Origin of the sequence: Parvibaculum sp. (assembly GCF_030694575.1) — a bacterium.
Taxonomy (GTDB): domain Bacteria; phylum Pseudomonadota; class Alphaproteobacteria; order Parvibaculales; family Parvibaculaceae; genus Parvibaculum.
This window is the reverse complement of the sequence record NZ_JAUYUS010000003.1, coordinates 1-22,385: the sequence shown is the minus strand read 5'-3', so window position 1 is coordinate 22,385 and position 22,385 is coordinate 1. Positions and strand designations below refer to the sequence as shown.

Sequence of the window (22,385 nt, the reverse complement as noted above, 5' to 3'; positions counted from 1 at the left end):
GCCGAGGCGAGGGCGAGGTTCCTCGATGCCGCCCGCGCGGCGGGGGCGGCCGTTAACCATCGCGAGCACCCGCTGAAGGGACCGGACGGCGGACAGCTGGCGACCGATGTCGCGCGGCTCGGGCCGAAGGATGCGCTATTTATCCTCGGCATCGGCTCCGGCACGCATGGCGTGGAAGGCTATTGCGGCTCCGGCATCCAGACGGCGCTCCTGAGCGAGGGCTTCGGACGCGACCTGCCGCCCGGCACGGCCATCCTCTTCATCCACGCGATCAACCCCTATGGCTTCGCCTGGAACCGGCGCGTGAACGAGGACAATGTCGACCTCAACCGCAACTTCCTCGACCACTCGAAACCGCATCCGGAAAACCCGGGCTACGAGGAACTGGCCGACGTCATCAACCCGCGCGACATCTCGCCGGAAACCATGGCGGAAAGCCGCGAGAAAATGAAAGCCTATGCGGAGAAGCACGGGCACCCGGCGATGCAGCATGCGCTCAGCGCCGGCCAGTACACGCATCCGAATGGCGTGCAGTATGGCGGCTGCGAGCCGGTCTGGTCGAACCGCACGCTGCGCGCCATCATCCGCGAGGAAATGGGCACGGCGGAGCGCGTGATATTCGTGGATATCCACACCGGCCTCGGGGCGCGGGGTGCCGGAGAGATGATCTGCACGGACCCCGAAACGGCCGACACGTTCAAACGGATGAAAGCCTGGTGGGGACCGATCGTGCGCTCGACGGTCGGCGGCGGCTCGATCTCGTCCGACGTGCCGGGCTCGATCCCCGTCTGTTTTGCCGAGGAACTGGCGGGACGCGAGGTGACCTCGGGCGGGCTCGAATTCGGAACGGTGCCGATCCGCGAGGTGACGGTGGCGCTGCAGGCCGACAACTGGCTGCACCAGAACGGCGGCCATAAAAATCCGAAGGCGCAGGATGTCGCGAAGATGATCCGCGATGCGTTTTACGTCGACGCGGACGACTGGAAGGAAACGGTGACGGCGCAGACGCGCGACGTCTGCGCGGCGGCGCTGAAGGCCCTGCACAAATAAAAACGCCGCCCCGGAAGGCGGCGTTCAAAACGCGTCGGAAGCTGGAGGCTTACTCGCCCTTCGGCTTCAGGATCTGCTTGCCGCGATACATGCCGGACTTCAGGTCGACATGATGCGGACGGTGCAGTTCGCCCGAATCCGGGTTCTCGACATAGGCCGGCTGCTTCAGCGCATCGGCCGAACGGCGCATGCCGCGCTTCGACGGGGTGGTTTTCCTCTTGGGGACGGCCATGGGCTTCAGGCTCCGATTGTATCGCGGGAACGGTCCGCCGGATGGTCCGGGGCCCTGCCCTCACGAAAAAGGCTTTGAAAACAGAATATTGGCCGCGAACGGTCAGGCGGAAACGCCGACCGGACGGCCTTTGGCGGGCCTTATACAGTGAAAACAGCCCGGAAGTCCACAAGTGCCACGGAAATCCGTCAGTTGAGCACGACCACCGCACATTCATCGGCCGGTACGGCCGCCCGGGCACAAGCGGCGCGGGCGCTGGCCTCGCTGGCGAAGGGGCCCATGCGGACGCGGTGGACTTCTTCGCCCGAAACCCGCGCGGTATCGATGGAGACGCGCTCATTGCCCCGGAGATCGGGCTCGCGGCCCAGAATGTCGAAATAGCGGCGGCTGGCGTGGTCGATGCCGCTATAGGCGCCGAGCTGCACGTAATAGCTGGTGGAGGCCACGGGCGCGAGCGAGGCGACGCGAATGGACGCATCGGGGGCCGGACGGGCGAGCGGCTTGGGCGCCGCCGGCGAGATCGAGCCGGTGACGAGGCCGGCATAGGGATCGTCGCTCCAGGACGCCATCTGCACCTGCGGTCGTGCAACGGGACGCGCTGCAGTCCGCGAAACGGTGGGGATCGCCCTTGTCTGCTCGACCAGATAGGTCATCCCGCCACGGTCATAGCCGGATGCCTGACGGGGCTCCACCAGACCGCGTTCCTTCTGCATGACGAAGAGGCCGATCAGAATGGCACCCAGCACCAGCCAGAACCGATCCCTCTGAACCTTGTCGAACATGAGAACCCCCATTCCCTCGCCGCGCGAAATTGCGGCTCGGAACAGGGTGACCCGGCTATGGTTAACTCACACTTAAAGGCGCCTCGATCTGGCACATGTTTTTGAAAACACGTGCCAGATCAATCACTTGTCAGGAAGCCAGAACCGCCTTCGCGTCGTGATAGGCGATACCCAGGGCATCGGAAACGGCGCGGTAGGTGAGCAATCCCTTATGGATGTTGAGGCCCGCGAGGAGGTGCGGATTGTCGCTGAGGGCCTGACGGTAGCCCTTGTCGGCGAGCGCCAGCGTGAAGGGGAGCGTCGCGTTGTTGAGGGCGAAGGTGGAGGTGCGCGCGACGGCGCCCGGCATGTTGGCGACGCAATAGTGAACGACGTCATGCATCACATAGGTCGGCTCGGCATGGGTGGTCGCGTGCGAGGTCGCGAAGCAGCCGCCCTGATCGATCGCGATATCGACCAGCACCGAACCCTTCTTCATCCGCCTGACCATGTCCTCGCTGACGAGCTTCGGCGCGGCAGCACCGGGAACAAGCACGGCACCGATGACGAGATCCGCGCCCAGCACGCTTTCCTCAATCGCATCGACCGTCGAATAGATGGTGTTGAGGCTCGGACCGAACTGCATGTCGAGCTCGTAGAGGCGGTGGAGATTGAGGTCGATGACCGTGACATGGGCTTCGAGGCCCATCGCCATGCGCGCCGCATTGGTGCCGGAAACGCCGCCGCCGAGAATGACGACCTTGGCGGCCGGCACGCCCGGAACGCCGCCCAACAGCATGCCGCGGCCGCCTTGAGCGATCTCGAGGCAATGGGCGCCGGCCTGGATCGACATGCGGCCCGCGACTTCGGACATCGGTGCGAGCAGCGGCAACCCGCCCCGCGCATCGGTGACGGTCTCGTAGGCGATGGCGATGCAGCCCGACTTCATGAGCCCGTTCACCTGCTCGGGATCGGGCGCCAAGTGCAGGTAGGTAAAGAGGATTTGTCCCTCGCGAAGCTGCTTCCATTCGGACGGCTGCGGCTCCTTCACCTTTACGATCATGTCGGCGGAGGCAAAAATCTCTTCCGCCGAATCCGCGATCTTCGCCCCGGCGGCCTCGTACTGCTCGTCGAAAAGACCGATGGCAAAGCCCGCGCCCTTCTGCACCACGACCTCGTGACCGTGATGGACTGCCTCGCGGACGGCGGATGGCGTCATGCCGACGCGGTATTCGTGAACCTTGATTTCCTTGGGAACGCCGATGCGCATGGGGGCCTCGTGAGGGGGAGGGAAACTGCGAAAAGTGTAACGCGCGCGGCAGGCGCCTCCAAGACGAGCGGCATGGCCAATCGGGGACCGGCGTCTATTATCCTAAGCGCCGGAGGCCGCGCGGCGCGCAGGCGTCATCGCCGCTATCCTCATGAATAGCTTGAAACATTGGAACTTCGCGCCGCCCGCTCTTGAACGTCTGTCCAGCGCCGGCCCGTTATCTTAAACACCGCGAGGACAAGGGCGCGGCGCCGCGCGGGCCGTGCTAGGAAACCGGCATGAGCTATTTTTTCGACGACGCCCTGCGGATGACGATCAAGACGCGGCTCGACGGCTTCGCGCGCGAGAGCCTGCATGAGGGCGCGCTGAAACGCGCGGCGGTGGCGATTACCCTGGTGCCGCATGACGGCGGCGCCGGCTTTCTGCTGACGCGGCGGGTCGCGAAAATGCGGGCCCATGCCGGCCAATGGGCGCTGCCCGGCGGCCGCCTGGACGCGGGCGAGGGCCCGGTGGAGGCTGCCCTTCGCGAGCTGCGCGAGGAAGTGGCGCTCGACCCGGGCGAGGCGCAAGTGCTTGGAATGCTTGACGATTATCCGACGCGGTCCGGCTATCTCATCACCCCGGTCGTGGTCTGGGCGGCGGAGACGGAGGGCATGGCGCCGGGCGCGGACGAAGTCGCCTCGATCCACCCCTTCCCGCTCGCGGAACTGACAAGGCCGGATTCGCCCGTCTTCCTCACCATCCCCGAAAGCGACCGGCCCGTGATCCGCCTGCTGCTCGGCGACAGCCATGTCCACGCGCCGACGGCGGCGGTACTGCATCAGTTCGGCGAGGTGGGACTGGCCGGACGCGCGACACGCGTCGCCCATATGGAGCAGCCCGTCTGGGCCTGGCGCTGAGCCTCAGGCGGCCTGCAAGGGCCCCTGCCCGCGCCCCGGAAAACCGAACCCCTTCAAGGCCTTGGCCGGAAATCGCGCCCACGCCTTTTCGTGAAAATAGAAGACCACCGTGTTGACCGCGGGCTCGATCAGCGCGACGCCCGCCGCGATCGTGACTTCGCCGGTCAGCAGATAGACGACGCCGAACCCCACCGAGAAGTGGAGCGAGCCGTAGCTGATGGTCTTCAATATGTCGCGCATCATGATCACCTGTTCAAAGCCGCTCTTGCGACTTATTCTTATTTAAAAGAGAGGGATGGGAATGTCAAGGCCGGACGGAAAAAGGGCCGGCTGTCATCGAACTGTCATAAATCTGTCATGGAGGGATTTGGAGCTCGCCGGGCGGGTTTATCCCCGGCCTCCGGGGCGGGTCTAGAAGACGGGCGAGGTGACGGCCGCAATGCGCGCGGAGGTACGAAACCGCCGAAGCGGTAAGCCGCCGTCTGCTTTCGCCTTATCTCTGGAGGAGACCGCCCATGCTCTCTGAAATGCGCGCTCGGCGCACCATCTCCGTGACCGACTTCCGCAAGAACCCCGTCCGCCATCTCGCCGCCGCGAAGGGCGACACGCTGGCGATCCTGTCGCGCAACCGCGTCGAGTTCTACGCGGTGCCGCCCGTGTTGTTCGAGGCGCTGCTCGACCGGCTCGAGGCGCTGGGGGATGGGAGGTGGTGAAAGAAGCGCCTCCCTCACCCACGCAAGTTACAAAGGTGCGCTTAAGCCTCAGCAAGCTTAGAACCAGCTTTGCCCAATTTACCGCCTATCGATCTCCGGACATGATTCACGAGATGATATCGACACATAACTGCCGCCGTAAGCGCCTCTTCAGAAACGGCTTGCTTAAATTGGTCAGGGGTCCATTTAGGCCGGTTCCTAAAGGAGAGAGCGCCCGCAACAACTTCGATAAGCTGTTGCTCAAACACCTCCTGAACATCATTTTTGATGATACTTTCGCTTCCAGGAACATCCCCGTATTGCTCCGAGAAATACTCAATAATGTCGGTAAACCCCTGAAAGTCTGCGTTAGCGCGGATCAAATTATCTTTCTCAAGATATTCAGCAGCCCGATCATCAAGTTCATCAGGTGACCGCGTTCCATCCGCCGCGCTGATCCATGTGACCTCGGGAAACCTATCAGGCGTCACCTCGTCAGCGCGAAGCCCTCCTTCTTTGACTCCAGACAGCAAAATCGCTTCAAGCATACCCGCAGCATCTCCATCGCGTCCCTTCCTGTAGCCTCCGTCGCCTTCGCTAGTTCCGGTCCCGGTGCCCACTCGTCCTTTAGTTTCGGAATGCGGATCCGCTTCGTGCACACCTGAAGCAGACCGCCGATATCGGCTAAGACGGAAAAATTTACTGATCGACCGAAGCCGCTCCCGAATACTTTCGCTGTGCGATTGATTCTCTGCAGCCCGAATTCGTTCATTCATAAACTGCTTTATTGCGGCGGGCATCTTCTCGCGAAATTCGTCTTGCCACCGGTCCCACGGCAGAGGCGACCCATCGTTCTGAACCAGACGCGTACGTGTCGTATCCTGGACATATCCCTCCCTAGGTTCGACATACAGGACAACATCTTCTTTGCCAAAAATGACCCCAAATCCGGCAGCTCGGTTAGAGCGTCCGTCAGCCAAATCAAAAAGTTCGTTTTGATTGATGCAGCCGGTATGCCCAACGACATACTCCCGACCGTGCCCAGCACGCTTACTATCAAGTATCCACCAATGGACTCTTGCGTCCGACAATTGAACGACCCCATTTTCAGTCGCATATCCGTCCAACGTTTCCTTCTGCCCCTTAACCTTGCGCGTATAATTATGCTTCGTATTATCGGCTGGCCGGTAATAGCCAATGCGGACTTGCATCTCGACCTTCTCTGGCACCCTAAAAAATCGCGTATTCAAATACTGATAGAGCCAGTTCTCGGCGCCACCTTTCGCATCAGCGGGCGGCTGCATAGTGTCTTCATCGAACTTCATACCCATCAAAGTGACGCGCGTTCCGTGCTCTACGATCAACTTTGGTTTTTCACTGTCACTAAGCGGCAAATACCAGTGAGCTTGTCCGTCCTCTGATGTAGTGCGCGCTATTCCATAAGCACGTTCGTTCTCGTCGTACTTAATGATGATACGGTGACCAACGCCGTCCTTCCAAGAGTCATAGATGACACCGGCATGATTCCGCGTGAGCGCAGCAATCTTCGCTCCCATACCGTAATTCTCAAAAATGTTCTGCTCAGCACCACTCGAAGACAGGTTGTTTAGATGCTCTCGCATTTCATCAGCCGTCATTCCATCGCCATTGTCGATGAAACATATTTTATGTACGCGAGCCCGCTCGTAAATATCCCAGTTCACGTCTACATAAATTTGGCCGGCCTTTTTCGTGCGCTGAACAGCCTCAATGCTATTCATTGTAAATTCGCGGACAAATTGCGTGGGGGTGCAGTCGCGCCCCAACCTCTGGATCAACTTGGTCAATCCATTCTGCGCAACATTTGTTTTTAGAAGATTTGCCATCAATTCGCCTCGTTTCAAGGAACCAAGGCGCACGGATAAGCCGAACCGCCCCAAGCTAATGAGAGGCGAATCCACCTATCGCGGGACCTAAGTCCGGGGAAAGGTACGTCAACACTCAATCTGCCTGTGGATCAAATCTGACCAAGAGGCTCGCTGAACAATTTGTTCAGTATACGATTAAAATGACCTCGTCACAACGACGTATACGAACATCTTCACATAGAGCTCCCTCCCTCTCCCCGAGGGGAGAGGGAAAATCCCCTCACGCCAGCGGCAAAATGCGGAAACGGATTACCGGGCCGTTCCACTCTTTCGTGGAAATGTCGATCTCTTCGATATCGCGGACATGGGGATGGCTCGCGATCGCCTTCCGCCAGAAGGCGAGCGCGGCCAGGTTGCGCCGCGCGACGGCGGCTTCCCACGAGCCGGGATAGCGGCTGAAGACGGCATGCGCGGCGGCGGTGCCCATGCCGCCGCGCCGATGCTTCCGCACGATGAAGAACTCGGCCATGTTGCGGTCCACGGCCACGCCGCCATGCGCGTGATCGTTGAGGAGCGCGAAGCCGATCAGCACGCCCTCGCGCCGGAGCAGGAGCGGAATGCGGGCCGGGTCCGACCAGTAGGCATCGAGATGCGGGTAGGCCGGAAAGCGCCCGTCATTCTGCAGCTCGCCATTCGCCATTCCAGCCCAGTGTTCGGAGAAGTCGTGAATATAGAGCTGCATCAGATTGGCGAGCACGGGCTTTTCGTCAGGCCGCGCGGGAGTGACGTCGATGGTGGTCATGGCGGGAGTGTACAGGAGGAGAAGGACAGGACGAGCATCCCCAGCATGTTCCTCTCCCGATTTTCTCGTTCATTACGGAACCGTCATCCAGCGCGCGCGAAGGCCCCGAAAGACCGCCGGAGAAGCAGGTCGGGTGCCCGTTGTGGCCCGGGCAGGAGCAGCATGCCCGTTTCTTTTGCACCGCACATGAGCCCGGTGGCGCGCCTCGCGGGTTCCGTTTAAAATTTTCGACGCCGGGGCCTTCGCGAGGGGGCCCTTAGCTTGCGCTGACGTAAAAACCAATGAACACTGACGATCTCTCGGCCGCACGACCTCTGGCAGGGGGCGGGGCACATACATCTCAAACGGAGGACTTTTCAATGAACCGTAAAAGAGGCATGGCCGGACTGCTGGGGGCGCTGTCGCGCCGGCAGTTCATGACGGGAGCCGCCGCTGTAGGCCTGAGCATCACCGCGATGCCGAAATTCGCTTCCGCCGCCGAAGAGAAGAAGCTGAATTTCTACAACTGGGATACCTATATCGGCGAGACGACGCTGGAGGATTTCAAGGCCGCGACCGGCATCGAAGTGAAGATGGACCTCTTCGCCGACAATTCGGAACTCTTCGCGAAGCTGCGCGGCGGCAATCCCGGCTACGACGTGATCGTGCCGTCGAACGACTGGATCCCGCGCATGATCGCCGCCGACATGCTGCAGGAACTCGACCATTCGAAGATCCCGAACATTTCGAACCTGTTCCCGCGCTTCATGGACGAGCCGTTCGATCCGGGCCGCAAATATTCGCTGCCCTATATGTGGGGCACCATCGGCATCGGCTACAGGAAGTCGGCCGTGTCGACGCCGCCGGACAGCTGGAAGGTGCTTTACGACAGCAACGAATATGCCGGCAAGATCGCCCTCCTCTCCGATTGCGGCACGATGATCGGCTGCGCGCTGAAATATCTCGGCTATTCGCTCAACTCGACCGACAAGGCCGAGAACGAGGCTGCCGCCGAGCTCATCATCAAGCAGAAGAAGAACATCAAGAGCTTCGCCGACGACAACGGCCAGGACCTGCTCGCCTCCGGCGAAGTCGACATCACCATGGAATATAATGGCGATATCGCGCAGCTCATGACCGAGGACGACGATGTCGGCTTCGTGCTGCCCAAGGAAGGCGGCATCATCTGGGAAGACACGCTGTGCATCCCCAAGGGCGCGCCGCACCCGGACAACGCCCATGCCTTCATCAACTACATCTACGAGCCGGAAGCGAACCAGCTCATCACCGACTACATCCAGTATGCGACGCCGAACAAGGCGGGCTTCGACCTGATGCCGGAAGAGTACCAGACCAACCCGGCCATCTTCCCGCCGGACGCCGCCATCGAGGCGTCGGAAGTCGCTTCCTATCTGGGCGAGGACGTGGTGCAGATGCGCGAGGAGCTCTGCACGAAGATCAACGCCGCATAGGCGGACGACAGGGCGGGCAGCCAAAACTGCCCGCCCTTTTCACTTTCGCCGTGGCGACGGCGAAAATGAAAAGGGCATCGTCGACGATGAAGCCACCCTCCCCTTGGGCGCGGGTGGAACGGAGATGCTGACCGTAAAGGTCTGCTGGACTAAAATGTTGCATTGATTTTCCGCGTGCCCTTCGGGGGGGCTTGGTCTGCATGGAAAACTGGAAGAGATCGGCACAGACATTCTGGGCGGCATTCGCGCCGCCGACTTTCTGGCTGGTCACCTTTTTCATCATTCCGCTGTCGCTGATCTGGCTGTACAGCTTTTCGAGCAAGACCGGCGTCATCGACATCACGCTGGACTGGAACCTGAACCAGTATGCCCGCGCGCTGGAGCCGCTCTATCTCGGCATTTTCTGGAAATCGATCGTGATGGCGACGGCGACGACGGCGATCTGCCTCGTCGTCGCCTTCCCTGTCGCCATCGCCATCGTCTTTTCCAAGCCCAACATGCGGATGTGGCTGCTGCTGCTCGTCATCCTGCCCTTCTGGACCAACCTGCTGATCCGCACCTATGCGCTGATCGCGGTGCTGAGGACGAACGGCTTCATCAACAACGGCCTCGAATGGATCGTCGTCAACGCCGACTGGGCGCTGTCGCTGATCGGGCTCGGCGACAACACCATCGTCGGGCCGTTCACGCCGCTGCAGCTTCTCTACAACAACACGGCGGTCGTCTTCGGTCTCGTCTATGTGAGCCTGCCCTTCATGGTGCTGCCGCTCTATGCCGCGCTCGACCGGCTCGACCGCTCCTACCTGGAGGCGAGCCTCGACCTCGGCGCGGGACACACGCGCACCTTCTTCTCCATCGTCGTGCCGCTGGCGCTGCCGGGCATCGCGTCGGGCATCGTCATCACCTTCATTCCGGCCATGGGCTCCTATCTCACGCCCGACCTGCTCGGCGGCACGGACAGCAAGATGATCGCGAACGTGATCGCGAGCCAGTTCAAGCAGGCGAACAACTGGCCCTTCGGCGCGGCGCTGAGCTTCCTGCTGATGTACGCGACCTTCTTCGCGCTGGCGGTCCGCGCGGTGCTGATGAGGAAGGAAGGACGAGGAGACGTAAGATGAGCATCTTCAGCCGCAACCCCGATCCCATCGGCCCGCTCGACTATGCGCGGCGCTTCTGGCTGCGCGCCATCGTCGCCGTCACCCTCTTTTTCCTCTATGCGCCGATCGTCGGGCTCATCGTCTTCAGCTTCAACGACAGCCGCCGCAACATCGTCTGGCGCGGCTTCACGACCGACTATTACGTGAAGCTCTTCAACAACGAGGCGCTGATGCTCGCCTTCGGCAACTCGCTGACCATTGCGCTTTTCACGACGCTGTTCTCGACCGTGCTCGGCGCACTGACGGCTTACGTGCTGTGGCGCTACCGCTTTCCCGGCAAGGCCATCTACGAAGGCGGCATGGCGCTGCCCATCGTGATCCCGGAAATCTGCATGGGCGTCGCGATGATGGTGTTCTTCGCGCGGATCGGCTGGCCTTCCGGCATGCCCTGGCCGCTGAACCTGTCCGCCATCACCATCGCGCATATCGCCTTCTCGTTTCCCTTCGCCGCCATCGTGATCCGCGCGCGGCTCGAAAGCTTCAACCGCGAGCTTGCCGAATGCGCCCGCGACCTCGGCGCGAACGAATACCGCGTCTTCCGCGACATCGTGGTGCCGCACATGAAGCCCGGCCTCATCGCCGGCGCGCTGCTCGCCTTCACGCTGTCGCTGGACGACTTCGTCATCACCTTCTTCACATCCGGTCCCGACACGGTGACCTTCCCCGTGAAGATCTATTCCATGGTGCGCTTCTCGGTGACGCCGGAGGTGAACGCCGCCTCGACGGTGCTGATCCTGCTGACGCTCGTCGTCACCGCCTTCGCGCTCCGCATGCAGAACCGCAACAACATGATCGGCAACGCCGCCCACTAGGCCGCGTCGCCAAACACCGGAAAGTCCAGATGTCCGACGAGCCCATCATCCAGATCAAGAACGTCAGCAAGATCTTCGGCGGCACCGTCAAGGCGGTGGACGAGGTGAACCTCGAAGTGAAGCGTGGCGAATTCTTCGCGTTGCTGGGACCGTCCGGCTGCGGCAAGACCACGCTTCTCCGCATGCTGGCGGGCTTCGAGGTGCCGACGCATGGCCAGGTGATCGTCGACGGGCAGGACATGTCGAAGGTGCAGCCGAACAAGCGGCCCATCAACATGGTGTTCCAGTCCTACGCCGTCTTCCCGCATATGTCGGTGGAACAGAACGTCGCCTACGGACTGAAGATGGACCGGCGGCCCGCGAAGGAGATCAGGGAGCGGGTGGCCGAAGCGCTCGAACTCGTGAAGCTCGGCGGCTACGGCAAGCGCATGCCGGACGAAATGTCGGGCGGCCAGCGCCAGCGCGTCGCGCTCGCCCGCGCGCTGGTGAAGCGCCCCTCGGTGCTGCTGCTCGACGAACCCCTCTCGGCGCTCGACGCGAAGCTGCGCGAGGCGATGCAACTCGAACTGGTGCGCCTGCAGAAGACGGTCGGCATCACCTTCGTCATCGTGACGCACGACCAGTCGGAAGCGCTGTCCATGGCGAACCGCATCGCGGTGATGAACGCCGGCACCGTGCAGCAGGTGGCGCCGCCGACGACGCTTTACGAACAGCCGGCCAACCGCTTCGTCGCGGACTTCATCGGCAAGATCAACATGATCGAGGGCGACGCCGTGGCGGCGGGCGACGGCCAGGTGAAGGTGACGGCGCCCGTGATCGGCGAGGTGACGCTGGCGGGAACGGCGACGGGCAAGGTCGCGCTCGCGGTGCGGCCGGAAAAGATTTTCGTCTCGGAAACGAAGCCCACGGACCCGGCCGTCATCGCCGTGAAGGGCAAGGTCGGCGAGGTCGCCTATTTCGGCAGCTACAGCAACGTCTTCTTCGACATCGGCCTGCCGGCGCCCCTGCAGGCGGACATCTCCAACGTCTCAAGCGACATCGAGGAAATCATCTTCACCGCCGGCGAGGAATACTGGGTCTACTGGCGCAAGAGCGACACGCTGGTGCTGGGGTAAGAGGCGCTCACACGTCCTCTTCCGCCGTCGGCAGCACGCCGCTGGCGCTGATCTTTTCGACGTCGCGGACGATCCGATCGATCAGCATGAGCGGCACCATTTCGCTCAAGGTGCGGATGCCGTTGACGGCGAGCTTGGCGGCGGCGGGCTGGTCGAGCTTGTCGCCGAGCCGCGAGTAGAAGCCGACGACGGCACGGCGCGCCAGAAGCTCGATCATATGCGGATAGATTTCATAGCTCTCGATCGTGTAGCCGATATCGGGCGTGAAACCGTCGGCGCGGGTCTGCGCGATGATTTCCATGATACGGACATTGCGCTGGTTGAGCCATTCCGCGCCGTCGCGCGCATCGATATGGATGAGGCCTATTTCGGCGAACTTGCGAATCTCGTCGACGGTGAGCCGCGTTGTCTTCGCGACATCGGCAATCCTTTGCGGCGCGAGATTTCGCCCGTCGGACAGGAGCGGCCCCATCGCGACCTCGAGCCCGATCAGCGCCTCGAACCCCTCCGCGGGCGCGCCCATCTCGGACGTCACGATGGATTTGATGACGGAGAGCGGCAAATGGCGCTCCTGCTGCAGGCGGCGGATGAGATTGAGCCGCTTCACATGCTCGCGCCCATAGGCCGCCACATTGCGCTTCGGCCGCACCGGCTCCGGCAGCAGGCCCTCGCGAATATAGTAGCGGATGGTTTCGCGGCCGATCCCGGTCGCGGCCTCCAGTTCTTTCATCTTCATAGGCTTGGCATTTTCATAGGCTTGGCATCGTCCCCCTGATCGGCCCCCAGTCTAACAGAGTCGCGGCAAAAGGCAGGATGACGAATATCGGCTGATTTCAAGGGATCCGGCTCAGCGGTCCCGTCCGCGGTCGCCGCGGCGTGCGATTTCGTTCATCAGTTCGACCTGTATCTGCTGGATTTCCATGAGGCGCTGCCACTGATGGATGAGCAGATGATCGAGCTTTTCGTGGAGGTTCCGGATCTCGAGCTCGGCCTTCAGGTTGATCTTGTAATCGTTCTTGGCCCGGACCCGGTCGCGCGATTCCTGCCGCTTCTGGCTCATCATGATGATCGGCGCCTGGATGGCGGCGAGGCAGGAGAGCACCAGATTGAGCAGGATGAAGGGATAGGGATCGAACGGATCGGCGAAGAGCCCCACGATATTGAGCGCGATCCAGCCGAACAGGACCGCGCCGAAAAAAATGATGAAACGCCAGCTGCCGCCGAACTCGGCGATCACGTCAGAGAGGCGTTCGCCGAGCGTGCGCGTGCCCTCGAATATCTCCTCCGCATTGGCGGCGAGGATGTCGTTATCCTCGAGACTGCGGACGACTTCCCTTTCAAGCTCGTCGAGCTGGCCCTTGTCCGCCTCGATAGCGCGGCGGACATAGAGGTCGCGATAGTGGTCGAGATGGCGGTGGCAGAGGAAGCCTTCGGCCGGCAGGTCCGGATGGCCGGCGCGGATGAGATCGAGAATGGGCTCGCGGATCGCGGCGAAGGGCACGAGCCCGCCGCGATGCTCGCCCGGCGCGCAAAGGGCGCAATGGCGGCGCTCCCCGCCTGAATGTTCATGCGTCTTCGACATCGGTCCGGCTCCCCGCTGGCCCGCTCAGTATAGGCGAAGAGCGGCGGCGGACGGCGGATAAAAAAGAGGCGGCGCATCGCTGCGCCGCCTCTGCTTTTTCAGACGAGGCGCGTCAGAGACGCTCGACGATCGTGACGTTGGCGAGGCCGCCGCCTTCGCACATGGTCTGCAGGCCGTAGCGCTTGTTCTTCGCCTTCAGCGCGTGAACCAGCGTCGTCATCAGCTTGGTGCCGGACGCGCCGAGCGGATGGCCGAGCGAGATCGCGCCGCCGTTCACATTGAGCTTTTCCGGATCGGCGCCGAGCACCTTCGCCCAGGCGACCGGAACGGAGGCGAAGGCCTCGTTCACTTCGTAGAGATCGATATCCTCGATCTTCATGCCGGCCTTTTTCAGCGCCTTCTCGGTGCCGGGGATCGGGGCTTCGAGCATGATGACCGGATCGCCGCCGACCACCGTCATGTGGTGGATGCGGGCGAGCGGCTCGACGCCGAGCGCCTTCAGGCCCTTCTCGTTGACGATCATGACGCCGGACGCGCCGTCGCAGATCTGCGAGGAGGACGCGGCCGTGATCGCGCCGCCTTCGACCAGGAGCTTCACGCTCTTGATGGCGTCGAGATTGGCGTCGAAGCGGATGCCTTCGTCGACCTTGTGGATTTCCTTGGTGCCGTCTTCCAGCGTGATTTCGAGCGATACGATTTCCCGGTCGAAGAGACCGGCCTGCGTCGCGGCAATCGCCTTCTGGTGGCTGTTATAGGCGAACTCGTCGAGCTGCGCTTTGGTGAGGCCATACTTCTTGGCCATCATTTCGGCGCCGGCGAACTGGCTGAACTGGATGTTCGGGTAACGCTGCTCGATGTTCGGGCTCTTGTAGATGCCGAAGCCGTTCTTGAAGGGAAGCGAGATCGGCATGCCCATCGGCACGCGCGTCATGCTTTCGATACCGGCCGCGACGACGACATCCATCGCGCCCGACATGACGGCCTGCGCGGCGAAGTGGAGCGCCTGCTGCGACGAGCCGCACTGGCGGTCGACGGAGGTGGCCGGCACGCTTTCCGGAAGGCCGGACGCGAGCACCGCGTTGCGCGCGATGTTCATGCCCTGCTCGCCCGCCTGGTCGACGCAGCCGACGATGACGTCCTCGATGAGTTCCGGGTCGGCGCCGGTGCGCTTCACCAGCTCGTCGATCACCTTGCCGCCGAGATCGGCCGGGTGCCAGTCCTTCAGTTTGCCGCCTTTGCGGCCGCCCGCGGTGCGCGCGGCGGCGACGATATAGGCTTCAGCCATTGTCTTGTCTCCTGTTCTGGACCGGCGCCCGCCCTTGAGCGGCGCCGCGACATGTCATGCGTATAGACAGTTTTTATGTATATACACGTTATGATTCAACGGTCATTTTGCAATGCGTCTGGCGCACATCTTGTACATGGGGCCCCGCTTGTCCAGCCGGAAACATCCGCTTGCAAGCCGCCCAAACTCTGCCCAATGTTATGAGAAAGCCTTGTGCCGCAACAATTTAGCGGTTTACGCAACGTCACGGCGGCATTGCCCGGCATCCTGGTTGATCGGATTTTGACCGGACGGTGCGCGAAACGATCAGAGCCCCGGAAACGGGCGGAGGGAGAGAGATCATGACGGACAGAAGCATCGACAATGCGATCGTCAATCCGAAAACCTATGCCCACGTGGACGAATTTCACAAGCTGTTCACACAGCTCCGCAAGGAAGAGCCGGTGCGCTGGACGGAGCCGGACGGCTTCCGCCCGTTCTGGACCGTTTCCAAACACGCCGACATCATGGAAGTGGAGCGGCAGAACGACAAGTTCCTCAACGATCCGCGCCTGACGCTGCAGTCGATCGAGCTTGAGGAGGAAGTGCGGAAATTCACCGGCGGCCAGTCGAAGCTGATCCGCTCGCTGGTCGACATGGACAATCCCGATCACCGCAATTATCGCGGGCTGACTCAGGCCTGGTTCATGCCGCCGAACCTGAAGGCGATTTCCGCTCGCGTCGACGCGCTGGCGGAAAAATATATCGACCGGCTGGAAGCGAAGGGCGGCGAATGCGATTTCGTCTCCGACGTCGCGGTCTGGTATCCGCTGCGCGTCATCATGACGGTGCTCGGCGTGCCGGCGGAAGACGAGCCGATCATGCTGAAGCTGACGCAGGAACTGTTCGGCTCGACCGACCCGGACATGAAACGGCCGGACGCGACCGAGACCGTCAACACGGTGACCGAGTTCTTCAACTATTTCACCGCGATGACCGAGGACCGCCGCAAGAACCCGAAGGACGACGTGGCGAGCGTGATCGCGAACGCGACCATCGACGGCGAGCCCATCGGGCATCTGGAGGCGATCTCCTATTACATCATCGTCGCCACCGCCGGCCACGACACGACAAGCTCCACGGCGGCAGGCGGATTGCTGGCGCTGATGCAGAACCCGGAGGAATTCGCGAAGCTGAAGTCCGATCCGGAAAAATATCTGGGCGGCGCCATCGACGAGATGATCCGTTGGACGACGCCTGTGAAGCACTTCTTCCGCACCGCCGCCGTCGACTACGAATTGCGCGGGCAGAAGATCAAGGCCGGCGACAATCTCTTGATGTGCTACTGGTCGGCCAATCGCGACGAGGACGCCTTCGACGATCCCTTCGCGTTCAGGATCGAACGCTCGCCCAACAAGCACCTCGCCTTCGGCTATGGCGCGCATCTCTGCCTCGGCCAGCATCTGGCCAAAATGGAAATCCGCGCGCTCTACAAGGAACTTCTGGCGCGGCTCGACCATATCGAACTCGCGGGCGACCCGGCCTGGGTGGAGGCGAGCTTCGTGAGCGGGCTGAAGCGGCTGCCGGTCAGGTATTCGATGAAGCGCAAGGCGGCGTGAAAAGAAAATCGTCACCCCCGGGGTCAAGCCCGGCAATGACGATAGTGGAGAATAGAAAAAGGCGGCTCGCTGGAGCCGCCTTTTGTTTGCCGTGAGGTCTTGCCTTACTCGTAGACGAATTCCGGTCCGTCGAGATCGATCTGCGGCAACTCGTCCTTTTCGCGCCAGTAATCCTGCGTGTGCTGCCACTCGTATTTGTCGCCGCGTTTCGGCAGGAGATGCATGCTGCGCATGAGATAGCCCGGATTGAAGTTTTCCGGATCGATCCAAGGCAGACGCTTCATGTCCTTGTCCGCTTCCGGAATTTCGATCGTCACGGACTTCGCCTGATGGCTGCTCATGTGATTGAGGAGGCGGCAGATGAAATCGCCCATCAGGTCGACGCGGAGCGTCCAGCTCGCGCGGAAATAGCCGAAGACCCAGGCCATGTTCGGCACGCCGGTGAACATCATGCCGCGCCAAGTGACGGTGTCGGCGAAGTCGATGGGCGTGCCGTCCTTGCTGAACGCGATGTCACCGAGAACCGACAGGTGGAAACCCGTCGCCGTGATGATGATGTCGGCTTCAAGCTCCTTGCCGGATTTGAGCAGGATGCCCTTTTCCGTGAAGCACTCGATCTCGTCGGTCTCGACGGAGGCCTTGCCCGATGCGATGCCCTGGAAGATGTCGCCATCCGGCACGAAGGCGATACGCTGGCGCCAGGGGCGGTACTTCGGCGTGAAGTGCTTCTTCACGAAGTCTTCCGGCAGGAAGAGCTTCACGGCATCGAGCAGTTCCTTGCGAACCTCTTCCGGCTCCTCGAAGGAACGCCGTGTGAATAGATCCTGATTGTGCAGGATTTCCTTGCGCGTGATCTCGTGGATCCACTCCTCGTCGATCTGGAGCTCGCGCAGCCTGTCGGCAAGCTCGTTCGCGTTGCGGCCGGGAATGAAATAGGTCGGCGAGCGCTGCAGCAGCGTTACGTGTTCGCAGTCGCCGGCAATGGCGGGAACGAGTGTCGCCGCCGTGGCGCCCGAGCCGATGACGATGACCTTCTTGCCCTTGAGGTCGAGGTCTTCCGGCCAGGTCTGCGGATGGACGATCCGGCCGTTGAACTTGTCCATGCCCGGCCATTCCGGCGTATAGCCCTGGTCGTGGCGGTAATAGCCCTGGCACATCCAGAGGAAGTTCGTGGTGAAGCGGCGTTCCTCGCCCGTATCCGTGCGCACGGCGCGGACGGTCCAGAGCGCGTCTTCCTTCGACCAGTCGGCCGAGACGATCTTGTGGCCGTAGCGAATATGGCGGGCGAGATCGTTCTCCTCGATCACCTCTTCCATGTATTTCAGGATTTTGTCGGCGGATGCGATGGGATCGCCCGTCCACGGCTTGAAGCGGTAGCCGAAAGTGTAGAGATCGCTGTCGGAGCGGATGCCCGGATAGCGGTGCGTGTGCCAAGTGCCGCCGAAGGTCTCGAGCGTTTCGAGGATGACGAAACTCTTGTCCGGGCTCTGCTGCTGGAGATGATAGGCCGAGCCGATGCCCGAGATGCCCGCGCCGACGATCAGCACATCGAAATGTTCGGCTTGCTGCGAGGCGTCCGGAGCCGGTCTGGTAAGCGTTCCTGTGTCTGGCATGTCCCTGGTCTTCCTTCCATCGGCGCTTCTTTGGCGCCGGATTCCCGATAACTCTATTTTGAGATCGGGAAGACTAGGGTCAATACCCTAAATTGGCCAGCGTCCGATCAAATTGACGCAGGAGTTTTCTAGGGTGACGCCGTAAATCGCGAGCCCGGAACCACGCCGCAAGGGCGGAAAACAACGCTTTCTTACCTCTACGAAAGCTCTAGTCCTTCGGAAAAATCCGCGCGGAGGTGGCACGGACAAAGACGCCCTGCCCGACTGCAATCTCGCCGCCGTCATGGAGTTCGCGCGGCACCGAAACCTCGATGCGGTCGTGATGCCCCTCGATCGAAAGCTCGACGGTGATGGCCGGGCCGAACGGGCGGACGGCGCGGATGAGTGCGGGCACGCCTTCCGCCTGCTCGCGCGAGACGACCGCGATCTCGTGCGCGCGGACATAGGCGAGCGCGGGCCCCGAATAATCGCCATCGCCATTGCCCACGGGAAAGAGCCCGCCGAGAATTTCCGCCTCGCCGTCCTTTGCCGTGCAGTCGAAGCGGGCGACGCCGCCGAGGAATTCGCAGACATAGGGCGTTGCCGGTTCGTCGTAGATTTCGGCTGGCGTGCCAATCTGCTCGATCCTGCCGGCGCGCATGATGACGACGCGGTCGGCAAGCTCCAGCGCTTCCTCCTGGTCATGCGTGACGAAGATGGTCGTGAGGCCGGTTTCGGTGTGAAGTTCGCGCAGCCAGCGGCGAAGTTCCTTGCGCACTTTCGCATCGAGCGCGCCGAAGGGTTCGTCGAGCAGCAGCACGGTCGGTTCGATGGCGAGCGCGCGGGCCAGCGCCACCCGCTGCCTCTGACCACCGGAAATCTGGCTCGGAAAGCGCGTCTCAAGTCCCTGCAACTGCACAAGTTCGAGCAGGCGGCGCACGCGGCGCGCGATCTCGCCCGGGCGGGGGCGCTCGTCGCGCGGACGGACGCGCAACCCGAAGGCGACATTGTCGAAGACGGTCATATGGCGGAAAAGCGCATATTGCTGGAAGACGAAGCCGACGCGTCGCTCGCGCAAGCTGAGCGAGGTCGCGTCTTCGCCATCGAAGCGAATGGTGCCTTCCTCCGTCGCGGTGAGACCGGCGATGGCGCGGAGCAACGTCGTCTTGCCGGAGCCGGAGGGCCCGAGCAGCGCCAGCAATTCGCCGGGGCGGACGGTGAGCGAAATATTGTCCAGCGCCGCAAAGTCGCCGTAGCTCTTGCCCAGTTCCTCGACATCGATGCGGACCGGCGCGCGGCGCGTGCGCGCTTCGTCCCTGTCATGCCGCGAATTAGTGGCGCCCGCTCGCGGCAAGTTCACCACCGTACCGCCATTCGAGGAGCGATTTGAGGACGAGGGTGACGAGGGCGAGGAAAGCCAGGAGAGAGGCAACCGCGAAGGCGGCAACGAAATTGTACTCATTGTAGAGGATCTCCACATGAAGCGGCATGGTGTTGGTCTTGCCGCGGATATGACCCGATATGACGGAGACGGCGCCGAACTCGCCCATCGCGCGCGCGTTGCAGAGAAGAACGCCGTAGAGCAGCGCCCATTTGACGTTGGGCAGCGTCACCTTGCGAAAGGTCTGGAAACCGGACGCGCCGAGCGACAGCGCGGCTTCCTCGTCGCCGGTGCCCTGTTGCTCCATCAGCGGAATGAGCTGGCGCGCGACGAAGGGAAAGGTGACGAAGATGGTGGCGAGAACAATGCCCGGCACAGCGAAGACGATCTGGATGCCGTTTTCGATCAGCCATGGACCGAAGAGGCCGTAGGAGCCGAACAGCAGGATATAGACGAGACCGGAGATGACCGGCGAGACCGAGAACGGCAGGTCGATCAGCGTGACGAGAAACGACTTGCCCGGAAATTCGAACTTCGCGATCGCCCATGAGGCGACGAGACCGAAGACGAGATTGGCGGGGACCGCGATCGCCGCCACGAAGAGCGTCAGGTAAATGGCGGAAAGCGCGTCCCGTTCGATGAGCGCGGCGAAGAAGGGTTCCGCGCCGCGCCGGAAGGCTTCCGTGAAGACGGAGGCAAGCGGCAGGATCAGCACAAGGCCGAGAAAGAGGAAGCTCGTCGCAATCAGCGCCGCCTTCACCGCCCGGCTTTCGTCTATCTGCATGATGCTCTCCTAACCGGTGAAGCCGATGCGGCGGCGATTCCACGCCTGCAGCAGGTTGATGACGAGCAGCAGCGCGAAGGAAATGACGAGCATGACGGCGGCGATGGCCGTCGCGCCCGCATAGTTGAATTCCTCAAGCCGGATCACGATCAGCAGCGGCGCGATTTCCGAGCGATAGGGAATGTTGCCCGCGATGAAGATGATGGAGCCGTATTCGCCGACGCCGCGCGCGAAGGCGAGCGCGAAGCCGGTGAGAAGCGGCGGCATGAGCGCGGGAAAGACGATGCGGCTTATGGTCTGGAACCGCGTGGCGCCGAGCGTCGCCGCCGCCTCTTCCAGTTCCTTGTCGAAATCGGCAAGCACCGGCTGCACGGTGCGGACCACGAAAGGGAGACCGATAAAGACCAGCGCGACGACGACGCCCGCCGAGGTGTAGGCGATTTTGAGGCCGAGCGGCTCGATCAGCGAACCGATCCAGCCGTTCGGCGCATAAAGCGCGGTGAGCGCGAGGCCGGCAACGGCGGTCGGCAGCGCGAAGGGAAGGTCGATCGCGGCATCGACGATGCGGCGGCCCGGAAAGTCGTAGCGCACCAGCACCCAGGCGACGAGAAGTCCGAACACCGCGTTGATCGCGGCAGCGGCAAGCGCCGCGCCGAAGCTGAGCTTCAGCGCGGCAACCGTGCGCGCATCGGTGGCAAGCGCGAGGAAGGCATCCCAGCCGAGGCCCGCCGACTTGATGAAGACGCCGGCAAGCGGAATGAGAATGATGAGGCTAAGCCATGTCAGCGTCAGCCCCATGGTGAGGCCGAAGCCCGGCAGCACTGAGGGAGACCGCTTTGGCAGAGACAGAACAGTCATGATGCGACCTCCCTCGACTGTCCGTTACCAGGCCACGCCGATGCGGCTGACGACGGCGTCGCCTTCGGTCGTGATGCCGTTCCGTTCCGCATCGAAGCGGACATAGTCGACACCGACGCGGATATATTCGTTGGGATACCAGTTGAGCGCGGCCGTGTAATTGTCCTGCGAGCCGCCGCGCAGCGCATCGTCATTGAGATCGATGGTGCTGAAGCGGGTGGCGATTTCCCAGGCGCCCGCGCCGCCGCCCTTGAGCGAGAAGGGATTGGCGGGCTTCACGCGGGAGAACAGGCCGTTCTTGTAGTTGCGGCTTTCGCCGGTCAGCACATAGCCGAGCTGCACATAGCCGCCGTCGAAATCGAGGCTCGGCAGTCCCGCCGTCTGGTCGACGGAGGCGACGAGATATTCGGCCTGGGCATGGAAGGGGCCGTAGATGCCGCCAAGTTCCGCGCCGGCCGAGGTGTAGGTATCGGCGGCGAGATTGCCGGTATCGACGAGGCGCGTGTTGTCCACGGCGGAGACTTCCGGGCCCGAACGGAAACGGACGCTCGTGCCGCCGAAGCCGTTCTGGCCGCCGGCGTCGCGCCAGTAGCCCGAGGCGCCGAGATGCAGCACCTTGCCCTTCTCCTGGATGGGCGCGAAGGTGCCGCGGCCATGCACGCCCCAGCCTTCGTCGTTGGCGACACCAAGTGCCGAGCTGTCGCTGCTGGCGGCAAAGTTGGCGCCGAAGAGACCCGTCGTCAGCGTGTAGTTTTCGCCGGTGTAGCCCACCGATACGCCGGCCTTGAAGTCGCCGCCGGCGGTCAGCCGATGATTGAAGGCCTCGACGGCAAGCGGACGCTCGGTGAAGACGAGATCGGTCGAACTGACGAGCTGTTCCAGCGAGTTCGGCGTCTTGTGCTGGCCGACGGTGATGCGGGTGCTCTCGATGCCCGTGAAGGCGATATAGGCGTCCTTCACGTCGATTTCGCTGCTGTCGCTGTCGTTGCGGCTCGCCTTGGCGAAATCCGCTTCGAGGCGATAGAGCCAGTCGTTCAGCACCTTGCCGTCGACGCCGATGCGGGCGCGGCGAAGCTCGGTACCGTTATTGAAGTCGACGGGGCTGTTGCCGCCGCTCTTGTTGTAGAAGGCGGCGTCCGCCTCGACGCGACCGCGCACCTTGAAAGACCAACTTCCATCCGCCGCTTCGAAGGCGGGACCGCCCTTGAAGACGACGG

Annotated in this window: 22 protein-coding genes; 8 read left to right on the top strand and 14 right to left on the bottom strand. The window is 62.3% G+C overall.

The window, feature by feature from the left end; all coding sequences use genetic code 11:
* Positions 1-1,050, top strand: a 1,050-nt coding sequence (locus Q8S60_RS00580) for a M14 family metallopeptidase (protein ID WP_305668262.1), incomplete at its 5' end; no start/stop codon positions are given.
* A gap of 49 nt (positions 1,051-1,099) precedes the next feature.
* On the opposite strand, the gene rpmF is transcribed toward Q8S60_RS00580, so the two are convergent.
* The 3 genes from rpmF to ald all read right to left on the bottom strand — a co-directional run bounded on the left by rpmF (position 1,100) and on the right by ald (position 3,313).
* A complete protein-coding gene (gene rpmF / locus Q8S60_RS00575; RefSeq protein WP_012110466.1) occupies positions 1,100-1,282 on the bottom strand; it encodes a 50S ribosomal protein L32 in 183 nt (60 codons plus the stop codon).
* A gap of 188 nt (positions 1,283-1,470) precedes the next feature.
* On the bottom strand, positions 1,471-2,064 hold the full coding sequence (locus Q8S60_RS00570; protein WP_305275021.1) for an SPOR domain-containing protein: 594 nt from the start codon (positions 2,062-2,064) through the stop codon (positions 1,471-1,473).
* A 130-nt stretch (positions 2,065-2,194) separates the two neighbouring features.
* Positions 2,195-3,313 (bottom strand): alanine dehydrogenase, encoded by a 1,119-nt coding sequence (ald, locus tag Q8S60_RS00565; protein ID WP_305275024.1) that lies wholly within the window; start codon positions 3,311-3,313, stop codon positions 2,195-2,197.
* Positions 3,314-3,591: 278 nt separating this feature from the next.
* Here ald and Q8S60_RS00560 point away from each other — a divergent pair, with 278 nt between their 5' ends.
* Complete coding sequence (locus Q8S60_RS00560; RefSeq protein WP_305275026.1) at positions 3,592-4,212, top strand: CoA pyrophosphatase; 621 nt, start codon at positions 3,592-3,594, stop codon at positions 4,210-4,212.
* Positions 4,213-4,215: 3 nt separating this feature from the next.
* Here Q8S60_RS00560 and Q8S60_RS00555 read toward each other — a convergent pair whose 3' ends face one another.
* Positions 4,216-4,455, bottom strand: a complete 240-nt coding sequence (locus Q8S60_RS00555; RefSeq protein ID WP_305275028.1) for a DUF2061 domain-containing protein — start codon at positions 4,453-4,455, stop codon at positions 4,216-4,218.
* Positions 4,456-4,727: 272 nt separating this feature from the next.
* On the opposite strand from Q8S60_RS00555, the gene Q8S60_RS00550 reads away from it, so the two are divergent.
* Positions 4,728-4,925, top strand: a complete 198-nt coding sequence (locus Q8S60_RS00550; RefSeq protein ID WP_305275029.1) for a plasmid stabilization protein — start codon at positions 4,728-4,730, stop codon at positions 4,923-4,925.
* A 41-nt stretch (positions 4,926-4,966) separates the two neighbouring features.
* Here Q8S60_RS00550 and Q8S60_RS00545 read toward each other — a convergent pair whose 3' ends face one another.
* Both Q8S60_RS00545 and Q8S60_RS00540 read right to left on the bottom strand, forming a co-directional pair.
* Positions 4,967-6,769, bottom strand: coding sequence for an ATP-binding protein (locus Q8S60_RS00545; protein WP_305275030.1), 1,803 nt, complete (start codon positions 6,767-6,769; stop codon positions 4,967-4,969).
* A 262-nt stretch (positions 6,770-7,031) separates the two neighbouring features.
* Entirely contained in the window at positions 7,032-7,553 is a 522-nt protein-coding gene (locus tag Q8S60_RS00540) for a GNAT family N-acetyltransferase (RefSeq protein WP_305275031.1), read from the bottom strand.
* Positions 7,554-7,912: 359 nt separating this feature from the next.
* Between Q8S60_RS00540 and Q8S60_RS00535 the strand changes: the two genes are divergently transcribed.
* The 4 genes from Q8S60_RS00535 to Q8S60_RS00520 all read left to right on the top strand — a co-directional run bounded on the left by Q8S60_RS00535 (position 7,913) and on the right by Q8S60_RS00520 (position 12,088).
* Positions 7,913-9,004 (top strand): PotD/PotF family extracellular solute-binding protein, encoded by a 1,092-nt coding sequence (locus Q8S60_RS00535; protein ID WP_305275032.1) that lies wholly within the window; start codon positions 7,913-7,915, stop codon positions 9,002-9,004.
* A gap of 200 nt (positions 9,005-9,204) precedes the next feature.
* Positions 9,205-10,122 (top strand): ABC transporter permease, encoded by a 918-nt coding sequence (locus Q8S60_RS00530; protein WP_305275034.1) that lies wholly within the window; start codon positions 9,205-9,207, stop codon positions 10,120-10,122.
* A complete protein-coding gene (locus Q8S60_RS00525; protein WP_305275035.1) occupies positions 10,119-10,973 on the top strand; it encodes an ABC transporter permease in 855 nt (284 codons plus the stop codon). The genes Q8S60_RS00530 and Q8S60_RS00525 overlap by 4 nt, the downstream gene beginning before the upstream one ends.
* A gap of 29 nt (positions 10,974-11,002) precedes the next feature.
* On the top strand, positions 11,003-12,088 hold the full coding sequence (locus Q8S60_RS00520; RefSeq protein WP_305275036.1) for an ABC transporter ATP-binding protein: 1,086 nt from the start codon (positions 11,003-11,005) through the stop codon (positions 12,086-12,088).
* 7 nt (positions 12,089-12,095) lie between these two features.
* On the opposite strand, the gene Q8S60_RS00515 is transcribed toward Q8S60_RS00520, so the two are convergent.
* The 3 genes from Q8S60_RS00515 to Q8S60_RS00505 form a co-directional block, all read right to left on the bottom strand.
* On the bottom strand, positions 12,096-12,824 hold the full coding sequence (locus tag Q8S60_RS00515; protein WP_305275037.1) for a MerR family transcriptional regulator: 729 nt from the start codon (positions 12,822-12,824) through the stop codon (positions 12,096-12,098).
* Positions 12,825-12,935: 111 nt separating this feature from the next.
* Complete coding sequence (locus Q8S60_RS00510; protein ID WP_305275038.1) at positions 12,936-13,670, bottom strand: DUF1003 domain-containing protein; 735 nt, start codon at positions 13,668-13,670, stop codon at positions 12,936-12,938.
* Positions 13,671-13,782: 112 nt separating this feature from the next.
* Positions 13,783-14,955 (bottom strand): acetyl-CoA C-acetyltransferase, encoded by a 1,173-nt coding sequence (locus Q8S60_RS00505; RefSeq protein WP_305275040.1) that lies wholly within the window; start codon positions 14,953-14,955, stop codon positions 13,783-13,785.
* 341 nt (positions 14,956-15,296) lie between these two features.
* Between Q8S60_RS00505 and Q8S60_RS00500 the strand changes: the two genes are divergently transcribed.
* Entirely contained in the window at positions 15,297-16,553 is a 1,257-nt protein-coding gene (locus Q8S60_RS00500; RefSeq protein WP_305668261.1) for a cytochrome P450, read from the top strand.
* A gap of 104 nt (positions 16,554-16,657) precedes the next feature.
* On the opposite strand, the gene Q8S60_RS00495 is transcribed toward Q8S60_RS00500, so the two are convergent.
* From Q8S60_RS00495 to Q8S60_RS00475, 5 genes are all read right to left on the bottom strand, one after another.
* Positions 16,658-18,166 carry an NAD(P)/FAD-dependent oxidoreductase gene (locus Q8S60_RS00495; protein ID WP_305275045.1) on the bottom strand — a complete coding sequence of 503 codons (1,509 nt, stop codon included), beginning with the start codon at positions 18,164-18,166 and terminating at the stop codon, positions 16,658-16,660.
* A 208-nt stretch (positions 18,167-18,374) separates the two neighbouring features.
* Positions 18,375-19,505, bottom strand: a complete 1,131-nt coding sequence (locus Q8S60_RS00490; RefSeq protein WP_370867242.1) for a sulfate/molybdate ABC transporter ATP-binding protein — start codon at positions 19,503-19,505, stop codon at positions 18,375-18,377.
* On the bottom strand, positions 19,477-20,310 hold the full coding sequence (gene cysW / locus Q8S60_RS00485; protein ID WP_305275047.1) for a sulfate ABC transporter permease subunit CysW: 834 nt from the start codon (positions 20,308-20,310) through the stop codon (positions 19,477-19,479). The genes Q8S60_RS00490 and cysW overlap by 29 nt, the downstream gene beginning before the upstream one ends.
* A gap of 9 nt (positions 20,311-20,319) precedes the next feature.
* The gene (gene cysT, locus Q8S60_RS00480; protein WP_305275049.1) at positions 20,320-21,168 is read right to left on the bottom strand and encodes a sulfate ABC transporter permease subunit CysT; all 849 of its coding nucleotides are present in this window, start codon (positions 21,166-21,168) and stop codon (positions 20,320-20,322) included.
* Between the two features lie 24 nt (positions 21,169-21,192).
* On the bottom strand, positions 21,193-22,385 hold a 1,193-nt coding region (locus tag Q8S60_RS00475), incomplete at its 5' end, for an OprO/OprP family phosphate-selective porin (protein WP_305668260.1).